Here is a 19702-nt window from a genome sequence, read left to right on the forward strand (position 1 = left end):
CTTAAATTTGTTAGATCAAATCTACCTTCACTTTCCTTTTTCTTTAAATAAAATCGATATAAGGAATAGATTTTTAGTCCAAGAAAAGTGAATTGTAGATTTAATCTATGAAACGCAGTTTTATTTGAGGCCTTTTAAAATAAAATCCAGGTCAGGATTTTTGTTGTCATTGGATTCATAGGCATCTGTGAAGTATCGTGGTGGAATAGCTAGACCTAAGCTTTGAAGTTTATTTATTGTATTTCTATACTGTAAGTCTACCTTTCCTGTTAACAGAACCCCTAGATCGTTCCCTTGGGAGGCGTATTTGTAAATATTTTTTAAGCCTTTTAAGTATAAATGATCTTTAGTAAATCCGCCACCTCGATGAACTCTTAAAGTAATTGCAAAAGACTTATCCCTATTTAACTTGTAATGCCTGTGTAGCAGATCAAAGGTGTCACTGAAAGCATAGCCTTTAATTAAGGTATCAACAGCAATGACTCTATAAGCCAATTCCTTTAAACGTTCAATAGTAAGGGAACCGCTCATAAACTCAGAATACACTGCCAATCCTTCTTGAGTTTCTACATTCTTTGGAAAACCATTAGAAAAGACCTTAAGCGGTTGTAATAAGCCATTAAAGGTTGTGACCATATGCACTCCAATTTCATGATTAGTGAGCACATCTAACTGATTTTTACTATAGCTATGGGTTTTACGCAAGACCAACGTTTGTGTGTTATTTAACACCATGGCGGCTGCAGATAAATTTTTTGAAATCTTTATGTTATAGTCAAAGTCGTAACGCTTAGAAAATTCCTCAAAAACTTCCTTGGCTTGCTGCGCATCAAATTTAGGAAGCATATCTTCACGATTAGGGTCGTCATCAAAGCGCAATAAGAATTTAGCATTATCCAGGTCTTTCTCTGTTGGAGTCCCAAAACTCTTCAGGCTATTAAAATAAAACTTACGCCCTTGTCCAATTGTTTCAATGCACTCTATTAGACCAGAATACTCATAGATTATATCCTCATATAATTGGCGAATATCGTCATCGGCAATGCGCTCGAGCCTTTGAGAAAAAAATAATCGGTGTAGTTTATATCCATTAAACCGTTTCTTGGGATACTTAAATTGAGGTTCGTAATTGTATTTGGCGGAAAAGAACTTTTTCTTCTCTGCCGCAATATTCAACGGGTTGATATAATTGAGTAACTCAATATCACGGACCAACCTATGTAGATTAGCATCTATATCAAAGAGTTCTTTAAATTCAGTAGTGGTTTTTATATGTGACATTACGCCTTTATACTATTCTTAAAATGAGCGGCATGTTCTGGGATCATAATCCTTAGTTGTTTTTCTACAGCGGTTACCACCTCTGGGTAAATAACTTGATCGTATTCATCACAATAGATTTTAGCAATCTCAGTTGCCAGTACCAAAGTATTATTGAAATTATTCGTGATAAATCTTAAAAAGTACCCATTCCCAAAAAACGTATTGTTTATGGCTGCCGTTTGCTTGATTCCATTTGGTAATTTCAAATTCGATAGCACCTGTCTCCAATCTTCTATCATGGAACCAAACCTTTTATTATCAATATTCTTTGTACCTAAATTCCACGTAGGCACTTCTCTATCCCAACGTTGCCAATTGTAACTATGCATGTCATAGACAACACACGTTTGATGGATTTCTTCTAGTTTAGAAATTAAAGTTTGGACTACCTTATAAAACGAATCATGTTTTTTTAAACTTTTTTGTCTTTCGTCTTCCGTCAAAGGGTTGCGCCATAATTGCTTGCCCCAGGCTGTTTCAAAAACTGCTTCTTCTGGGAACCTATTAAGATCATATTCAAATCGTGAATCTCTCCCTGCGATAACAATTGGATGATTTATAACCATGTTTTTTGTCTCTGGATCCTCTTCGTACCATCGGTCATACTCACTATGTAAACAATTGTCCCAAAGTTCCTTTCTAAATTCATGGCCATCATGAATGGCCGCACATACATAGTGCACATAATCTTGAATCTTCAAGGTAAACGAGTAATCCTCAGAGACGGCCTCAAAAGTTTTTTGATTGTTTATTCTATCAATGATCGTATTTATTGAAAGACGCTCCATTATAAAGATTTAAACAGACGGTTCAGGCACCTAAACATGTTTTGCTCGTTGATGTTGAAGTTTCCATCTGAGAAAAATAATGTTTGAATATCCGTCATTAAAACATCCACATCGTCACTAGTATAAGCGTGTTGTTTTAAACTTGTCATAATTTTATTAATGCTTTGATAATCATTATGGTGATCAAACTCATTATGGATGTCCTGAAACGTTTGCATATCAACCTTAGATATGATAATGTTTCGCTCAGTATTACTCTCTTTAAAGTCTGAGTTGGCAGCGTATAAAAGGACATAAGCTATAAGTTCATCGCGTGTCCACTCGATTGTTTTCATTGTAATACAAACAGATTAGGCTTCATCCACCGTCTTACGAAGTTTTGTAATTCGGTCAAATTTCTGAAGTTTGTCAATTACTTTACTTTCTAAAAAGTCAATAACCTTCTCTTCTACTTTACGCTTGTTTTTATATACCTTATTGATATAAGTAATACCCCCTGGAGACATAACATTAACTTCAACTAATTTGCCACCTATGACATCAATTCCAACAAAATATAAGCCATCTTTTACCAGCTTTGGTCCTATTTGCTTGCATAAGGCTTTTTCTTCCTTAGTAAGTGAATGTTTTTGCACCGAGCCGCCAGCAGTAACATTTGAACGGTGATCATCCTGACCTGGAACCCGTTTCATGGCACCAACAGGTTCTCCATTGAGCAACAAAATACGAACATCTCCTTTGTCAGCTCCTTCAATATAGTCTTGTAGGATCACATAGTTAGAGTCGTCATCACCAGAAGTAATATAAAAATCTAATAGTGAATTAATATTGTTCATAGCAGATTTCTCGATAAGAATAACTCCAGAACCCCCAAATCCATTTAATGGTTTAATAATCATCTTATCGGCCTTAGATTCTTTAATCTGTCGAATTAGATAATTTTTATTCTTTGATACATGTGTATTTGGTATAATATTACTATGGGCATCACCAAAGGCTGCCGTATAAAGTTTGTTATTAGCCTCTCGCATACCTTGTAGAGAATTAACAATAAACACATCATCTTTAACCGAATCCAGGAAATTTAACATTATCGGATCTAGCGGTGGATTGGCTCTAAAGAAAATAGCATCAAACCCAGCTAATGGTAACATCTCGTCTCTGAGTTGAACCTTATTGTAAAATGTTTTTAAGGCATTTGGACACTTATCCATACGCTTAACCACCTTACAAAACGCATTGGTAACACTATCTCTAATGGTCAAATTTGAGGGTGTGCAGGTAGCAACACCATGACCTCGTTTAACACATTCTTTAATTAGTGCTAAACTCGTGTCATTTTCAGGATCTATATCCTCCCAGGGATACATGATAAAACAAATGTTCATAGACAATCCTCTTTCAGATTATTAAGTTAAATCTAAAAAAATAAATACAGTTATGAAACTGGTTTATAATTATCATCCCATTCTTTGGGTTTAGGATCCTTTAACTTTCCCAAAGATTTAGCAACCAACATTGAAACGGTGGCATCACCGGTCACATTAACAACAGTTCTACACATGTCTAGCGGTCGGTCAACAGCGAAGATTAAAGCCAGTCCAATTGGTAGCAATTCAGATGGAAAGCCTACTGATTCTAATACAATGACCAGCATTACCATGCCGGCGCTAGGAACGGCAGCACTTCCTATAGATGCTAATAAAGCCGTTAAAACAATTATTAATTGATTGGTAAAGGTCAATCCTTCAGGCCAAATGACCTGCATTATAAAAACAGCAGCAATACCTTGATACAAACTTGTACCATCCATATTTACGGTGGCACCAACTGGTAGTACAAAACCTGAAACTTCTTTATCAACACCAATGTGCTCTTCTACCCGTTCCATTGTTACCGGTAAGGTAGCGGCACTTGAGCTGGTTGAAAATGCTAAAAGCTGCGCAGGGCTTATCTTATTGAGGAACCAAAGTGGTGATTTTCCAGTAAATGATTTAACTAACACTAAGTAGAAACCAATCATAATAATCAAACCAACAACAACACATAGGGCATACCACAGGAGTTTGAGTAAAATTTCAGTATCATCAAAAGCAATAATAACGTTAGCTAACAAAGCGAATACAGCATACGGAGCAAATAACATAATTAGATCCACCATTTTCATGACAATTTCATTGAGGGAAACAAAAATATCAATCATTGGCTTGGCCTTATCTTCAGGGATCAAAAGCAAGCAGATACCAACAAATAAAGCAAAGAAAATTACTTGAAGCATCTTAGCTTCTCCCATAGCTTTAAATATGTTACTTGGAAAAATATCAACTAAGGGCTGTAAAGGTCCAGCACTTTTTTGAGCAGATGCCTTTTGGAGTTTATCAGTAACCCCCGCATCATTCTGATACTTTTGCTCAATTTTAGTAATGGTATCTTCAGACATTCCTACTCCCGGTTTGACAATATTTACAATAGATAGACCAATAACAATGGCTATCATTGTCGTGCCTATATAAATTGCTATAGTCCGAAGCCCCATGGATTTAATCTTGGAAATATCTTTTAAATCCGAAATCCCTTTAATTAATGATGCCAGGATCAATGGAACCGCAATAAGTTTTAAAAGATTGATGAATATCGTACCAAATGGTGTAATCCAATCGGTTATAAACGTCTTTCCCCCATCAATGGAATTCATTATAAAACCGAATATGATACCAATCACCATTCCAATTATAATTTTCCAATGTAATGCCAACTTCTTCATAAGTTACTTAAAGTATTATTACTTAATTGTTTCTGTTCTTCTCAACAACACGTAGTCGGCTAAAACCAGAGCGGCCATAGCCTCAACTATAGGTACAGCCCTTGGTACCACACAAGGATCATGACGTCCTTTACCTTGCATCTCTATAGTTTCTCCTGAACTATTAATTGTATCTTGTTTTTGTAAAACAGTCGCAACAGGTTTGAACGCCACTTTAAAATGAATGTCCATTCCGTTTGAAATACCACCTTGAACACCACCAGAATTATTAGTTTTTGTACTTCCGTCTGAATTAAACTGGTCGTTGTGAATACTCCCCAACATCTCTGAACCCGCAAAGCCACTACCATACTCAAAGCCTTTAACGGCATTAATGGATAGCATAGATTTTCCTAACTCTGCATGTAGCTTATCAAATACTGGTTCACCTAAACCCACTGGAACATTGCTTATAACACAACTAATAATTCCGCCAATTGTATCCCCTTGTTTTTTTACTTCACTAATTCGCTGAATCATCTTCTCTGCCATTTCGGGATCTGGACATCTTACAGCATTCGTTTCGGTTAAATCAAAATCTAATTCAGAATAAGGCTTGTCAAGATGAATAGAACCAACAGATGAAGTAAATGCATTAATGGTGATACTCTTTAAGAATTGCTTAGCAATAGCACCAGCTACTACTCTGCATGCAGTTTCTCTGGCTGAACTTCTGCCGCCACCTCGATAATCTCTTACCCCATACTTTTGGTCATAGGTATAATCCGCATGGCTTGGACGATATACATCCTTTATATGCGAATAATCTTTAGATTTTTGATTGGTGTTTTTAATTACAAAGCCTATGGGCGTGCCAGTTGTTGTTCCTTCAAAAATTCCAGAATAAAACTCAACAGAATCAGGTTCTTTTCGTTGGGTAACAATTTTAGATTGGCCGGGTTTACGACGCTCCATTTCACTTTGAATCATATCAAAATCCAATTCAATACCAGCTGGACAGCCGTCAATGATACCACCTATAGCCTCTCCATGAGATTCACCATAGGTTGTAAGCCTGAATAATTTACCGAATGTGTTCCCCGCCATTTTTAATGGCTAAAGTAATTTTAATTGAAGAAAATCGAAAGTAATACTTCCAATTTAATCAGCTGTAAATTTAAAAAAAGATCAATGACCTAACATTTTAATAACCTTGCGATTAAACTAAAATAATTATAGCATAATGTAGAGGTAAAGCCCAGTTCTGTTCTTTGCACAAAGACTTTTGTTTTGAATCTTAAGCGAAAAATAGAAATAGCAGTTATATCAGATGTTCATTTGGGCACCTACGGGTGCCATGCAAAACAGCTTCTTACCTATTTAAACAGTATTGAGCCTAAAAAACTAATTCTCAATGGCGACATCGTTGATATATGGCAATTTAAAAAACGTTATTTTCCAAAATCACACCTAAGAGTTATTAAAAAGATCATGGATTTTGCAGCCAATGGTGCCGAAGTTATCTATATAACAGGAAACCATGATGAAATGCTTAGAAAGTTTACGGATACTAGTATTGGTAATATTTCCATTGTCAATAAATTAGTTTTGAACTTGGATGGCAAAAAGGCTTGGTTTTTTCATGGTGATGTATTTGATATTTCAATTCAAAATGCTAAATGGTTGGCTAAATTAGGTGGTTGGGGATATGACATGCTCATTTTAATAAACCGATTTGTTAATTGGTTTTTGGAGAAATCTGGTCGAGAACGCTATTCATTATCAAAGAAGATTAAAAATAGTGTCAAACGCGCCATCAAGTATGTTAACGATTTTGAGAAAGTTGCGACAGATTTAGCCATTGAAAATGGGTATGACTATGTCATTTGTGGCCACATTCATCAGCCTAAGATGTTGTTAAGAGAAAACAGATCTGGAGCAACTACCTACTTAAATTCCGGAGATTGGGTTGAAAATTTTACCGCCTTAGAATATCAGTTTAAACGCTGGAAAATATACAACTACGACAAGGACAAACTCTCACCTTTCTTTGCTGATGAAGAACTTAAAGACATGGAAGTTAAGGATTTAATTGCTGCAATAACAATAGTTGAACAACCCCGTAAAGAACCGTTACAGTAGCGCTTCTCGCAATATAGAAATTGGATGTTTCGCATATCGACCAGTACCATCTAGGATTTGATGTCTGCAACTAGTGCCGTTTGCGGCTATTATAACTTCTTCAGGACTTTTATTTATGGCGGGAAATAAGGTTTGACCGCCTATTGACATGCTGATATCATAGTTCTCTTTTTCATAACCAAAACTTCCAGCCATACCACAGCAACCACTGGGAATAATGGTGACCTTATAATTTCTTGGAAGGTTTAGAACATCAAAGCTCGATTTCTGATTACTTAAGGCCTTTTGATGACAATGGCCATGATATTTAATTGTGGCCGTGGTTTTGGTAAATTGGTCTTCAGAAATATGGCCTAATTCGATTTCTTTCTGCAAGAACTCTTCTATTAAAAATGTATGATTAGCAATCTGCTTTGCTGATTGTTTATCATCTGAAAGTCTCAAGTATTCATCCTTAAAACTTAGAATCGCAGAAGGCTCAATGCCTATTAATGGTGTTTCGCCAGAAACACAATCCTTGTATAAGGCAATGTTTTTATTGGCTACTTCCTTTGCTTCTTCGAGTAGACCTTTAGAGATTAAGGCTCTTCCCGATTCTTCATTGTTAAGAATTCTTATATCATAATTTAACTTTTCAAGTAAGTGTAACGCATCCTTACCGATTTCCGTGTCTAAATAATTGGAGAATTCGTCTACAAATAAGTAAACCGTTTTTAAATAATCATTACTAACTGGTTGTTTATTAATGGTTTCAAAGTATTTAAATAAACTACTACTTGATATTTTGGGAAGAGAACGGTTCTTAGCAATGCCCATTGATTTCTTAATAATATTGGATGTGAGCACATTATTAAAGGACCAATTTACTAATCGAGAAATAGGTGACAGCTTCTTATTAATTGCATTGTTCCTAGCTAACAATTTTGTTCTCATCGAAACCCCATTTGTCTTCTGATATTGGTACTGAAATTCAGCCTTAAGGGCAGCAACATCCACGCTACTTGGACATTCGCTTGAACAGGCCTTACAGCTCAGGCATAAGTCAAATACAGATTTAAGTTCTTCGTGATCAAATTTGTTGGGTTTATTCGAATTAGTTAAATACTCCCTAAGGGCATTGGCACGAGCCCGAGTAGTGTCCTTTTCATTGCGAGTTGCTCTATAACTGGGACACATAGTTCCCCTAAATTCTGGTAATTTTCTGCAATCCCCAGAACCATTGCACTTCTCAGCTTCTCTTAGAATACCTTGAGAATCACTAAAATCAAATAGTGTATCAATTTCTGGCTCTCTTCTACCTGCTTCGTAACGCAAGTCTTGGTCCATTGGTTTTGGATCTATTATTTTTCCAGGGTTAAAAATATTATTGGGATCGAAGACTTGCTTAACTCTTTTTAATATATCATAATTAGTTTTCCCAATCATTTGCGGGATAAACTCTGATCTTACAATACCATCTCCATGCTCACCAGACATGGCACCTCCGTATTTCTTCACCAAATTAGCAACTTCCGTAGTAATTTTTCTAAATAGTTCGACGTCACCCTTGGATTTTAAATTTAAAATGGGCCTAAGATGTAATTCACCTGCACCTGCATGAGCATAATAAACAGCCTTTTGATTATAAGTGGCCATCAGATTTGTGAATTCAGAAATATAGGATGCTAAATCTTTTACAGCGACAGCGGTATCTTCAATACATGCTACTGCTTTTTTATCACCAATCATATTTCCCAAAAGTCCCAAACCAGCCTTACGAAGTTCCATTGCTTTAGTAATATCCATACCCCTAAGAACAACTTGGGCATAGCTTGCATTGATGCTTTGAATAGACGTTATAAGACTATTGACTTGCTGATCAAGATTTTTAGGACTTTTGGAGCGCAATTCGCAAAGTAATATGGCCTTAGGTTCTCCTTTTATAAATTGCCGGTTAAGCTCCTGGTTTTTGTTATGTTTCGTTAGATTTAAAATAGTATCATCCAACAACTCGCATGAATACAAATCATGAGTCATAACTGAACTAACGGAATCCAAAGCTTCCTTAATTGAATTAAAGTGCAAGGCTAATATGACTTCATTCTCGGGAGGTATTTGATCTAGCTTTAGTGTAATTTCGGTAACAAAAGCCAGAGTACCTTCAGAACCACAAATTAAATGGCTAAGATTTAAAGGAATTCCTGAGTTCACGAAATAATCAGAGCTAATTAAGGTATCAATCGCATAGCCATTATTTCGTCTGTGAATTTCAGGTTTTGGAAACTCCTTGATGATCCCATTTCTTATTTCCTCCACTCCCAATTCTTTCGTGATTATCTGGTAGATACGGGATTCAATCGATTTCCCTTGTCTTAAAACTTCAACTTCATCCTTTGACTTATCATTCATAATCACCTCAGAACCATCTGAAAGAATAGCTTTAAGACTTATAACCTTGTCACGCGTCACCCCATACTTAATAGAAGTAGTTCCTGACGAGTTATTACCAACCATGCCTCCAATCATACAACGATTAGATGTAGACGTGTTTGGGCCAAAAAACAAGCCATAAGGTTTCAGAAAATTGTTTAGCTTGTCTCTAACAACTCCAGGTTGAACGGTCACAGTACGTTCCGATTCGTTAAAACTGATAATTTGAGTAAAATATTTTGAGAAATCAACAACAATACCATCTCCAACACATTGGCCTGCAAGAGATGTTCCGGCAGTTCTTGGGATTAATCCAATTGTATGCTCGTTAGCATATTTGACGAGATGAACTAGATCATTACTGGATTTTGGAAGTACAACTGCCGAAGGTAATTTTCTATATACCGAGGCGTCTGTTGCATATAAACGCCTGGTGAGTTCATCGACATGAAGATCACCGTCTAACTTTATAGCTAAATCAATGTATGAAGAATCCAAGTGCTTTCTTTGAGGTTAAATTAAGCATTAATAGCCAATTCAAATTGATTTGAATTCGAAGAAATCTAGATCAAGAACTTGGATTATAATTGTGTCAATAATTATTTGAAACTTACCAAGTATTCTCTTAGGGTTTTCTGATAGATCTGCTCATAAATTGGAACAATCTGATGGATGTCAAATTTTAATGATTGCGCCTTAGCATTCAGTTTAAATTGTTCTAGATCTTCAGGATTTCTTAAGATTGATAGTGCTTTACTACTCATATCTTTAACGTCATGAACATCACTTAAAAAACCGGAAAATCCATCTATATTGACTTCTGGCAAACCTCCGGAATTTGTAGATATAACGGGCACCCCTGAAGCCATTGCTTCTAAGGCCGCTAATCCAAAGCTCTCACTTGTAGAGGGTAATAAAAACAAATCGCTAAAACAAAGAATTCTATCAATCTCATTACTATTACCAAGAAAAATCACCTTTTCAGTTAAACCCCAACTATCGACCAAGTTTTCTGCATGCTCCTTTTCTGGCCCCTCTCCAACCATCATAAGCTTTGCAGGTATTTCTTGCTGAATATCATTAAATACTGAAATGACATCTGGAATATTCTTAACAGCCCTAAAATTACTGATATGTGTTATAATTCGTTCGTCGTCGTCAGCTAACATGGTCCGTTGACAATCGGTGAAATTATTTTGGTGCTTATCTAAATCTATAAAATTTGGAACTACGTTGATCTCTCTTACAATATCAAATAAACGCAGGGTATCTTGCTTCAAACTTTCTGATACCGACGTAACCGCATCAGATTTATTTATACTAAATGTTACTGCTGGCTTATAAAAGGGATGACTTCCTACAAGGGTTATATCGGTTCCATGCAAAGTTGTAACTATAGGAATTAAAATACCTTCTTGTTTCAGCATTTGCTGGGCCATATAGGCTGCGTAGGCATGTGGAATAGCATAGTGCACATGCAATAGCTCAATACCATAAAGTTTAACCATGTCTACCAACTTACTGGATAAAGCGAGTTCATAGGGCTGATAATGAAATAATGGATACTCCGGAACATGTACTTCATGAAAATGAACATTGTTACCAAGTAATTCCAATCGAACAGGTTGGCTATAGGTAATAAAATGTATTTCATGGCCACGTTTTGATAACTCAAGGCCTAACTCGGTGGCTACTACTCCACTTCCACCAAATGTTGGATAGCATACAATGGCAATTTTCATGAATACGTTGTTGTGCTTTTAATTTGTTGTTGCAAAGTTAGTATCTGCGGAAGCATTTTCATCAATAATAGCCTCATAAATTAATCGCTGCATTTCGGTTCTAATATTTTCTCTTAACAACCTATTTTTACCAGCTTCAGGATAGGTTCTATTCGCTAAAAACACGTATACTATTTCCTCTTCAGGATCAGCCCAGGTCATGGTACCTGTAAAACCTGTGTGTCCGAAACTTAAATTTGACACGCAACCACAGGTGGGGCCTTCTTCCTCTAACTGAGGTTTATCAAACCCGACTCCACGGCGGTTGTCTTTGTAACAGTAATAGCACTTGTTAAATTTATCGATGGTTTCAATCATGAAATAACGTCTACCTCCATAAAATCCTTTTTGTAGATACATTTGCATAAGTTTAGCGACATCATTAGCGTTGCTGAATACTCCAGCATGACCACCGACTCCATTTTGCATAGCGGCTCCCATATCATGTACGTAGCCATGAATCTCCTGATTTCTAAAATAGGTATCTACCTCAGTCGGAACAATCTTAGTTAAACTAAATCGCTGTCTTGGGTTATAGGTCATATTATTAGCCCCAATTGGATTGTACAAGTGTTGTTCTGCCAACTCATTTAGAGTTTGGTCGTAATGATCCTCAATAAATTGCTTTAAAATATAGTAAGGCAAATCACTGTAGCGATATTTAAGTCTGTTTAGAAGATCGGTTTCTTTAATAATCTTATTGATACTATCTGGATAATCCTTTCTTAAATACAAATTATTGGTTACTTCAATACTGAAGTTTTTACTGGGGTTATTACTGTAATATTCTTTTAAAGGCTTTTTATCAACAGAGTCCAAAGTGGCTGCATAAAATGGCACCCATGGTTTTAACTTTGCATAATGCGACAACATCTGTTTGATACTAATGTTGGCCTTATTGGAGTCCTTATAAAATGGAAGTATTTGACCTAATTTAGAATTTAACGTAACAACCTTTTGTTCTTCGAGCTCCATTAATAAGGGAAGTGTTGCTAATATCTTGGTTAAAGATGCTACATCATATAAATCATCGTCTTTAACGGCTGTCTTCCCCTTATAGGTGTGATAGCCAAAAGATTTATTATAAATGACCTTACCATGTCTTGCAACGAGGAGTTGTATACCCGGGGTCATTTTTTCATTGACCGCATAATTAGCAAGAGAATCCAGTTTTAATAATTTCTTAGAGTCCATGTCAACGCTTTCTGGAAGGCCATAGCTTAAATTATTAAGCGCATTATAAGTTAGACTTGTTCCCACTTCAAAGCTTCCAGAACTAACTGGTAATTTTCCTTTAGCACCTATAGCTCCAAATATTAATTGCGCAGATTTTGCTTGAGATACTTTACTGTTTTGGTAACTCACTACAATCCCTTCAATATCCGTTAATGCCTCAATTTGAGCCAAGGCATAAGGTTTAACAAATATGTCTAAGATGACCACATGGGTTTTAGCAATTGCATTTAACGATAATATATCTTTCTGTGAAAACTTGTACGATTTCCATGGGTTTTCATTAGATCTGTGAAATCCAATGATAACCGTATTATAATTTTGAAGTTTGTTTTGTAAGTCTGAAAGCTTGTCACCATTAATCTCATGAACTTTAGTATACTTACGTAGTTCCTTTAGGAAATCAGACCCATCGTCATCACCCAATTTAACGTATGCTACATTTTTAGTTTCAAGATTTCTTAAAGGAAGTAGTTTCTTTTCATTTCGCACTACTGTTATGGCATTTTCAAAAAGATTGTCATTTAGTACATCATCTTCAATACGATTTAGGTCTTCATATATATTAGAAACCTCTACAGGCGTGTATTTGTGTAATCCTACCTTGTATTTTGCCATTAAGATTTTCTTCACTGATTCTTCAAGACGTTGCTTTGAGATTATTCCTTTTTCAATGGCTTGAAGAATTTTTGCCTTTCCAGCCTTTACATCTTGAGACATTAAGAGCACATCGTTACCAGCTTGAAATGCCAAAAGATCAATGGTACCAGTATCCCCATAATTTGCCGCTCCTTTCATGGTTAAAGCATCTGTAAAGATGAGCCCTTTGAAATTAAGCTTTTCCTTTAGTAATTGTGTTACTATTTCTGGTGCTAAAGAAGATGGATTTCCTGCTTTATTTACCAAGCTAGGAACGTTAAGATGAGCAACCATTACACTTGTTAAGCCATTTTTAATCAAGCTCCTATAGGGATATAGTTCTACTGAATCGATTCGGCTTTCTGAGAATGATATACTTGGTAGAGTCTCGTGCGAATCATCTTCGGTGTCCCCATGGCCCGGAAAGTGTTTGGCACTTGCTAATACTCCGCTAGATTGCATACCTCTCATGAAAGCAAGTGAATTTCTGGTAACGTCATCTCTGTTTTCACCAAATGATCTATTACCAATAATTGGATTTTTAGGGTTGGTATTAATATCGACTACTGGTGCAAAATTAAAATGAACACCAAGTCGCTTGCAGTGCTCCCCGATATGGGCTCCCGTTTGCTCAAGGAGTTTCGTGTTTTTTACAGCACCAAGGGTCATATTCCATGGGAATGCATAGGTCGAATCCAGCCGCATACTCAAACCCCATTCAGCATCCATCCCAATAAGCAAGGGGAGCTTGGCTTGTTCCTGATAGTTGTTAGATAAAACTGCCTGCCTGCCTGGTCCGCCTTTGGAAAATATTAATCCCCCAATACCTTCTTCAACAATTAGGGAACTAATCTTATTTTCCTCTTCCTTAGTTCCATTTGAAAAAGCCTGAACCATAAATAGTTGACCCACTTTATCAGACATGCTCATGGAATTGTAAACACTGTCTACCCACTTTCGTTGAGCTTTCATATCTTCTGATAGTAATGGGTTAACAGTAGTCTGTGAAAACCCTAAAACTATTGAAATAAAAAAAACGAATGTTGTAGTCTGAAACCTTTGAATATCCCTCATCATCAAGCTAACGGTTTAAAGGCCAAATTAGCATAATCTAAAAGGCAAAAAAAAGATTTTATGATAGAATTATAAAGACTTTAATTAACAGTCATCATTTGAAAAACCGACTGTGCCAACTTTCAGAAGCTGGAACTTCCCAATTTTCTTTAAATTCCCGGATGTTACTGACAAGGTTATTAAATACTATGGTCTTTGAACTAACAGATTTGTTTTTAATCATCTGTCTAAAATCCTTTAGGTTTTTATAGGCAATAAATTCACCTTGTTTAAAGGACACATTCATTTTATCCAGTAGATCAACTTTGTAATGCTGTTCCAAATTTTGAATAAAATGAACTGAAGCATCAATGGAACAACCTGTAGCAGAATTAAAGTTTTGGTCCAATCCAATAACTATAAATCGCTTATAAATAACTTTATAACCTGCTTGCAATCCTTTGCCATGAGCCGTCCAGGAAATGATAAATTCACCAAGCAAAGCATCTATCTCTGTCAATTCAGTATCCGAAAAGGATCTATTACATTGATAAATCCAAACTCTTGATTCTTCAGGTAAGTCATTAAAATCTACCAGCATAAAATTATCTTTAAGACTCGTCTTCTATATTCTTAATTTTGATTTGTCGCCACTTTCTGTAGCCCCCTGTTACAAAGAAAAACACAAACCAAAGTGCAATAAGGTCTGGACGAAAGACACTTTTAAATGTGTACACAATAGCAGCGAGAATGGCTGAGAGAAATAGTCCGTTCAGTAAGGCTGACTTCAGTATCTCTCGCCAATGATTTTTAAACATTATAAATCTTCTGCATTAGCAATCAATTCAGCAACGTCCATGACCGCTATTTTCCCCTCCTTCTCCTTGTTTTTTACTCCGTCGGTCATCATTGTGTTACAAAATGGGCATCCTGCTGCAATAATCTCCGGTTGCGTCTCAAGGGCCTGCTCAGTACGTTCTATGTTAACCTCTTTATTTCCGGGCTCTGCATCCTTAAACATCTGAGCCCCTCCAGCACCACAACAAAGTCCTCTGGATTTGCAGCTTTTCATTTCTATGAGTTCTGCATCTAGTTTTTGAATCAATTCTCTTGGCGCTTCATACACATTGTTAGCACGACCTAAATAACAAGGGTCATGAAATGTAATTCGTTTTCCTTTAAACTGCCCACCTTCAATAGTTAGTCGCCCTTCTTTAAGTAAATTTCTAAGGAATTGGGTATGGTGAAGCACATCATAGTTTCCTCCTAGTGAGGGATACTCGTTTTTTAAGGTATTAAAACAATGAGGGCAAGTGGTCACAATGGTTTTTATTTCATAGGCATTAAGCACCTCAATATTGGTAACGGCCTGCATCTGGAATAGAAATTCATTCCCTGCCCTTTTTGCTGGGTCACCAGTACAACTTTCCTCAGCGCCGAGCACAGCAAAATCTACATTTGCTTTATTTAAAATTTTTACAAATGCCTTAGTGATTTTTTTTGCTCTATCGTCAAAACTCCCAGCACAACCTACCCAAAATAACACTTCAGGCTGTTTGCCTTGGGCCGTGTATTCCGCCATTGTTGGCACCTTAAGTTGTTCACTCATATATTCGTTTCTTTTTTAATCGTGCTTTTCGTCATCAAAAACCTGGATGGTAACATTTTTTTGAACAAGGTCTGTAAACTTACCTCTGTAACGTGTTGCTTTTACTAAATGGTTATCTATCCAATGGTAGTTGCCACCTCTTGGCTTACCCATTAATAAGCTATGAAATTTAAATCCATGCTCGTTAAGCCAATTGGTAGTGACCTCTCTATGATCCTCTGTTCTTGATGTAAAAAAACAAATCATATGCCCTTCATCATACCATTTATTACAGGTAATTCTTGCATCTTCATATGGCAGACAAGTCGCCATTCTCTCTGGCTCCTCATTTGGGACATCTTCGGTTATGGTACCATCTATGTCAATAAGATAATTTTTAACGCCATCAGGTAAGACTGGGCTTACCTTCTCTCCTGCTTCAACTTTGTCGTGTAAAAATTGATCCGCTTCTTCTCGTTTCATGATTTGGTTTTGTTTAAACTGATTTAGTAAGTTTTAAGTTCTTTATTTTTCGTTAGCCCAGTTCAGACGATCCATCTGATTATATGGCCAGGGCGCACCATTATTTTCTATGTTAGTCATCATGTTATTAAGTTCCATAGGAGCAGCACTCTGTTCCATAACCAAATAGCGTCTCATTTCCATGATAATGGATAGTGGATCAATACTAACAGGACAGGCCTCAACACAAGCATTACAACTTGTGCAAGCCCATAATTCTTCGTGTGAAACATAATCACCTAAAAGTTGTTTGCCATCATCCACAAATTCACCCTTGTTTGAATCAAGGATTTTGCCTACCTCTTCCAATCGATCTCTAGTATCCATCATGATTTTACGAGGTGATAATTTTTTACCAGTTTGATTTGCCGGACACTCACTAGTACAGCGACCACACTCTGTACAGGTATAGGCATTTAATAATTGAATACTATTTAAATCCATAACATCGCTGGCCCCAAATTTCTCTGGTTCATCTTCATTGTCATCTACCGATGCTGCAAAGGGGTCAGCATTTGGATCCATCATCATCATAACCTCCTTGGTTACGGCTTCCAAGTTATTAAACTCACCTTTGGGCTTCAGCCTTCCGTAATAGGTGTTTGGGAAGGCCAACAAAATGTGTAAGTGCTTTGAGAAATACAGATAGTTGAGAAAAATAAGAATTCCTATAATATGCAACCACCAGGCAGAACGTTCAATTATATGAAGCGTATTTTCATCAACTCCCGAGAACCATCCCGCTATATACTGAGAAACAACATTTCCAGATCCTAATTCTTGAAAGGCCATATCGGTAGCATTCATTGTAAGGAATAAACACATTAGCACAACCTCGAAATATAAGATGATGTTACCATCATTTTTTGGCCATCCGGTCATTTCAGCACTTAAAAATCGTTTAAGCTTAATTGCGTTTCTCCTTAACCAAAAGAACACTACTGCAACCAAGACCAGGACTGCTAGAATTTCGAAAGATCCAATTAAAAAGCCATAAACTGCAGGGCCTAATGGTTCTAAAAACATTCTGTGGGTTCCAAACAAGCCGTCCAAGATTATTTCAAGGACCTCGATGTTAATAATAACAAACCCTACATAAACAACAATGTGCAGTAAACCAGCAATAGGCCTTACCACCATCTTACTTTGTCCAAGGGCAATTTTTGCCATATTTTTCCAACGTTGGGCTTTATTGTCGCTAGCATCAACCTTTTTCCCTAGTCTAATATTTCTAATGAGGCGCTGTACATTTCTAGCAAAAACCCCTATTCCTAAAACAAGAATAACGGCAAAGATTAAGTTGGGTAAATAGTTCATCATAGACGGTTACTGCTTTTGGTCTTCTTCAGGTTCATAAGGTATTTCTTTTTTAGATAACACGCGTGTATATCTTTTAGGATGAAGTTTTATATCTCGAAGTAGTTCTTCCATTTCCTTAGAAGCTGCTTCTAAATTAGAGTATAACGTATCATCATTAATTAACTTACCTAAAGAGCCTTCTCCTTGGTCTATTTTAGCTAATACAGAGTTGAGAGAATTTAATGTCGATTCAAAAGAAGCAATGGTGCTATTTAACTCCATTGCTTTGAGTTCTTCAGACAATTCAGCAATATTACCACTGGTAGTTTCAAAATTATCTAGGATGCTTGCCACCTTGGCATCATTATCCTTGATCATTCCCTGAATGGAATATGATAAACTGCGATAGGACGCTAAAGTTCGATTAAGTTCTGCAATTGTAGCTTGTAAACCTTCATCAGTATCATCTTGAATCACTTTAGTGAGGTTAACCATCAAAGAATCGGCTGATCTTAGGGTACTATCTAAATTAGTTGATATTCCCGAAAAATTCTCCTTTAAAGACGTTATTAAACCTGGCTTTACTTCTGATTTAATAAAATCGCCTTTTTCAGCCAGGTCCCCATCATTCGTGTCAATAATCGCTAAGGCATTGCCCCCCATTAGTCCCGTTTCATATAATCTTACAACACTGTTTTTTGAAAATTCCAATCGTGGGTCTACAGAAAAATACACAACGGTCTTACCAGTTTCGAAGTCATATTTGATTTCTTCAATTTTTCCAACGGCGTTACCCCTCACTGTAACTATTGATGAAGTGGAGAGAGCGTTGTAGTCAAATTCAGTGTAATAACTAACCGATTTATTAAATAAATCTTCGCCCTTTAAATAATTAAACAGATATATGAAGAAAACGATTCCAAATATGACAAGAACCGCCGTTTTTACTTCTCTAGAGATTTTCAATATGATGTTCTTTGATTAAAAACAAAATTAGGAATAATTTGATTGTAAAAAAGTTAATTGGATTCTGATTTTAAAACACTCTCTAAAGACACTAACTGCCCAGCTTTAAAGGCAACCACATACGCTGTTGAATAGCCTTTATCTCTCGCTTCGGCTTTAAGTCTCATGGCCTGATCATAGCTATTAGTATTTCCATAAAAATATTTATACAAATTTCCTGATCGCATTCTGCTTATGGGTCCTAAGCCCTTAAAATTGTATGGTTTTGTTTCTAACTTCTTAGAACTCGCGGCCAATTGAACCTTAAAGGAAACATCCGAAGCTATGGTAGGTTCTACTGTTTCAACATCATTTGGAGCAACATAGAAAGATTCGCCAACGTTTTCATCTAAAGTTCTTTTATAATCTATAATAGCATCCTTAATTGCTGTGGCCATTTTTGATTGCCCTTTTTTACTATTTAAAAAAGCCCCTTCAGATTTATTAGTTAAAAAACCAAGTTCAACTAAAACACTAGGCATGTAAGTATTATGCATAACCCATAAACTCGCCTGTTTAATTCCACGACTTTTACGTTTTAATCCTTTATTAAAATTATCTTCAATTTTTCGCGCAAGCTGTATACTTTGCTCTACATAGATTTCTTGTTCAATTCCAATAGCAATGGACGATTCTGGGGAATTGGGATCAAACCCTCCATAATTTTTTTCATAGTTCTCCTCTAGAAAGATAACTTCATTTTCTTTTTTTGCTATGGCCATATTTCTGGCCGAATTAGTTACTCCCAATACAAATGTCTCTGTACCATAGGCTGATGAACTATGAGAATTACAATGGATAGATACAAACAAATCAGCATCCGCCTTATTAGCAATTTCAGCACGCTCAATAAGTTCCAAAAAATAATCCCCATCCCTAGTGTATATGACCTCAACATTAGGATCTTTAGACAACTCCTTTCCAACTGCTAAGGTTACTGCCAAAGCTATATTCTTTTCTTTGTAACCACTACCAGGCCTTCCGAGATTGCCTGGATCACCACCACCATGACCAGCATCTAATACCACTACAAATTCACTTGAATCAGACTGGGCAACAGCCAGACTTGTTAAACCTATACTAAAGCTTAAACAAAAACACACTATTGATTTAAAATAGTACGTTATTACAAAGGTTTTAGAGATGACAGGCATATACCTTTTTAATGAAAAAACGA

Annotated in this window: 17 protein-coding genes; 1 reads left to right on the forward strand and 16 read right to left on the reverse strand. The window is 36.4% G+C overall.

Annotated elements, in window-relative coordinates:
- Positions 1 to 120: 120 nt before the first annotated feature.
- Genes DN064_RS11655 through aroC form a run of 6 tightly spaced genes read right to left on the reverse strand, consistent with a single transcriptional unit; the run spans position 121 to position 5961 of the window.
- Positions 121 to 1281, reverse strand: coding sequence for a flavohemoglobin expression-modulating QEGLA motif protein (locus DN064_RS11655; RefSeq protein ID WP_115462839.1), 1161 nt, complete (start codon positions 1279 to 1281; stop codon positions 121 to 123).
- Positions 1281 to 2111 (reverse strand): N-formylglutamate amidohydrolase, encoded by an 831-nt coding sequence (locus DN064_RS11660; protein ID WP_115462840.1) that lies wholly within the window; start codon positions 2109 to 2111, stop codon positions 1281 to 1283. The genes DN064_RS11655 and DN064_RS11660 overlap by 1 nt, the downstream gene beginning before the upstream one ends.
- Entirely contained in the window at positions 2111 to 2446 is a 336-nt protein-coding gene (locus DN064_RS11665; protein ID WP_115462841.1) for a hypothetical protein, read from the reverse strand. Before DN064_RS11665 ends, DN064_RS11660 begins: the two co-directional genes overlap by 1 nt.
- 15 nt (positions 2447 to 2461) lie before the next feature.
- Positions 2462 to 3499 (reverse strand): glutathione synthase, encoded by a 1038-nt coding sequence (gshB, locus tag DN064_RS11670; RefSeq protein ID WP_115462842.1) that lies wholly within the window; start codon positions 3497 to 3499, stop codon positions 2462 to 2464.
- Between the two features lie 50 nt (positions 3500 to 3549).
- The gene (locus DN064_RS11675) at positions 3550 to 4875 is read right to left on the reverse strand and encodes a dicarboxylate/amino acid:cation symporter (protein ID WP_115462843.1); all 1326 of its coding nucleotides are present in this window, start codon (positions 4873 to 4875) and stop codon (positions 3550 to 3552) included.
- Positions 4876 to 4893: 18 nt separating this feature from the next.
- Positions 4894 to 5961, reverse strand: coding sequence for a chorismate synthase (gene aroC, locus DN064_RS11680; RefSeq protein WP_115462844.1), 1068 nt, complete (start codon positions 5959 to 5961; stop codon positions 4894 to 4896).
- 183 nt (positions 5962 to 6144) lie between these two features.
- Between aroC and DN064_RS11685 the strand changes: the two genes are divergently transcribed.
- Positions 6145 to 6996, forward strand: a complete 852-nt coding sequence (locus tag DN064_RS11685) for a UDP-2,3-diacylglucosamine diphosphatase (protein ID WP_115462845.1) — start codon at positions 6145 to 6147, stop codon at positions 6994 to 6996.
- On the opposite strand, the gene DN064_RS11690 is transcribed toward DN064_RS11685, so the two are convergent.
- From DN064_RS11690 to DN064_RS11735, 10 genes are all read right to left on the reverse strand, one after another.
- Entirely contained in the window at positions 6988 to 9903 is a 2916-nt protein-coding gene (locus DN064_RS11690; protein WP_115462846.1) for an FAD-binding and (Fe-S)-binding domain-containing protein, read from the reverse strand. The two genes, DN064_RS11685 and DN064_RS11690, sit on opposite strands and share 9 nt — an antisense overlap.
- Before the next feature lie 101 nt (positions 9904 to 10004).
- Positions 10005 to 11147, reverse strand: a complete 1143-nt coding sequence (gene bshA, locus DN064_RS11695; protein ID WP_115462847.1) for an N-acetyl-alpha-D-glucosaminyl L-malate synthase BshA — start codon at positions 11145 to 11147, stop codon at positions 10005 to 10007.
- A gap of 18 nt (positions 11148 to 11165) precedes the next feature.
- Positions 11166 to 14135 carry a glycoside hydrolase family 3 N-terminal domain-containing protein gene (locus tag DN064_RS11700; protein WP_232827483.1) on the reverse strand — a complete coding sequence of 990 codons (2970 nt, stop codon included), beginning with the start codon at positions 14133 to 14135 and terminating at the stop codon, positions 11166 to 11168.
- Positions 14136 to 14226: 91 nt separating this feature from the next.
- The gene (locus DN064_RS11705) at positions 14227 to 14712 is read right to left on the reverse strand and encodes an ABC transporter ATPase (RefSeq protein WP_115462849.1); all 486 of its coding nucleotides are present in this window, start codon (positions 14710 to 14712) and stop codon (positions 14227 to 14229) included.
- Positions 14713 to 14722: 10 nt separating this feature from the next.
- Positions 14723 to 14929: a hypothetical protein gene (locus tag DN064_RS11710; RefSeq protein ID WP_115462850.1), complete on the reverse strand. Its 207-nt coding sequence runs from the start codon at positions 14927 to 14929 to the stop codon at positions 14723 to 14725.
- Entirely contained in the window at positions 14929 to 15720 is a 792-nt protein-coding gene (locus DN064_RS11715) for a (Fe-S)-binding protein (protein WP_115462851.1), read from the reverse strand. Before DN064_RS11715 ends, DN064_RS11710 begins: the two co-directional genes overlap by 1 nt.
- A gap of 15 nt (positions 15721 to 15735) precedes the next feature.
- Entirely contained in the window at positions 15736 to 16182 is a 447-nt protein-coding gene (locus tag DN064_RS11720) for an LNS2 domain-containing protein (RefSeq protein ID WP_115462852.1), read from the reverse strand.
- A 42-nt stretch (positions 16183 to 16224) separates the two neighbouring features.
- A complete protein-coding gene (locus tag DN064_RS11725; protein WP_115462969.1) occupies positions 16225 to 17538 on the reverse strand; it encodes a (Fe-S)-binding protein in 1314 nt (437 codons plus the stop codon).
- A gap of 9 nt (positions 17539 to 17547) precedes the next feature.
- Positions 17548 to 18486 carry an MlaD family protein gene (locus DN064_RS11730; protein WP_115462853.1) on the reverse strand — a complete coding sequence of 313 codons (939 nt, stop codon included), beginning with the start codon at positions 18484 to 18486 and terminating at the stop codon, positions 17548 to 17550.
- Between the two features lie 53 nt (positions 18487 to 18539).
- Positions 18540 to 19679, reverse strand: a complete 1140-nt coding sequence (locus DN064_RS11735) for an N-acetylmuramoyl-L-alanine amidase family protein (RefSeq protein WP_115462970.1) — start codon at positions 19677 to 19679, stop codon at positions 18540 to 18542.
- Positions 19680 to 19702 lie beyond the last annotated feature (23 nt).

The sequence above is a fragment of the Winogradskyella aurantiaca genome (genome assembly GCF_003362725.1).
Taxonomy (GTDB): Bacteria; Bacteroidota; Bacteroidia; order Flavobacteriales; family Flavobacteriaceae; genus Winogradskyella_A; species Winogradskyella_A aurantiaca.

Bases quoted from the DNA above. Each gene is read 5' to 3' on its own strand.
- bshA (WP_115462847.1), bottom strand. From the start codon at position 11,147: ATGAAAATTGCCATTGTATGCTATCCAACATTTGGTGGAAGTGGAGTA.
- DN064_RS11675 (WP_115462843.1), bottom strand. From the start codon at position 4,875: ATGAAGAAGTTGGCATTACATTGGAAAATTATAATTGGAATGGTGATT.
- DN064_RS11660 (WP_115462840.1), bottom strand. From the start codon at position 2,111: ATGGAGCGTCTTTCAATAAATACGATCATTGATAGAATAAACAATCAA.
- DN064_RS11720 (WP_115462852.1), bottom strand. From the start codon at position 16,182: ATGAAACGAGAAGAAGCGGATCAATTTTTACACGACAAAGTTGAAGCA.
- DN064_RS11735 (WP_115462970.1), bottom strand. From the start codon at position 19,679: ATGCCTGTCATCTCTAAAACCTTTGTAATAACGTACTATTTTAAATCA.
- DN064_RS11715 (WP_115462851.1), bottom strand. From the start codon at position 15,720: ATGAGTGAACAACTTAAGGTGCCAACAATGGCGGAATACACGGCCCAA.
- DN064_RS11725 (WP_115462969.1), bottom strand. From the start codon at position 17,538: ATGAACTATTTACCCAACTTAATCTTTGCCGTTATTCTTGTTTTAGGA.
- DN064_RS11665 (WP_115462841.1), bottom strand. From the start codon at position 2,446: ATGAAAACAATCGAGTGGACACGCGATGAACTTATAGCTTATGTCCTT.
- DN064_RS11700 (WP_232827483.1), bottom strand. From the start codon at position 14,135: ATGATGAGGGATATTCAAAGGTTTCAGACTACAACATTCGTTTTTTTT.
- aroC (WP_115462844.1), bottom strand. From the start codon at position 5,961: ATGGCGGGGAACACATTCGGTAAATTATTCAGGCTTACAACCTATGGT.
- DN064_RS11710 (WP_115462850.1), bottom strand. From the start codon at position 14,929: ATGTTTAAAAATCATTGGCGAGAGATACTGAAGTCAGCCTTACTGAAC.
- gshB (WP_115462842.1), bottom strand. From the start codon at position 3,499: ATGAACATTTGTTTTATCATGTATCCCTGGGAGGATATAGATCCTGAA.
- DN064_RS11705 (WP_115462849.1), bottom strand. From the start codon at position 14,712: ATGCTGGTAGATTTTAATGACTTACCTGAAGAATCAAGAGTTTGGATT.
- DN064_RS11655 (WP_115462839.1), bottom strand. From the start codon at position 1,281: ATGTCACATATAAAAACCACTACTGAATTTAAAGAACTCTTTGATATA.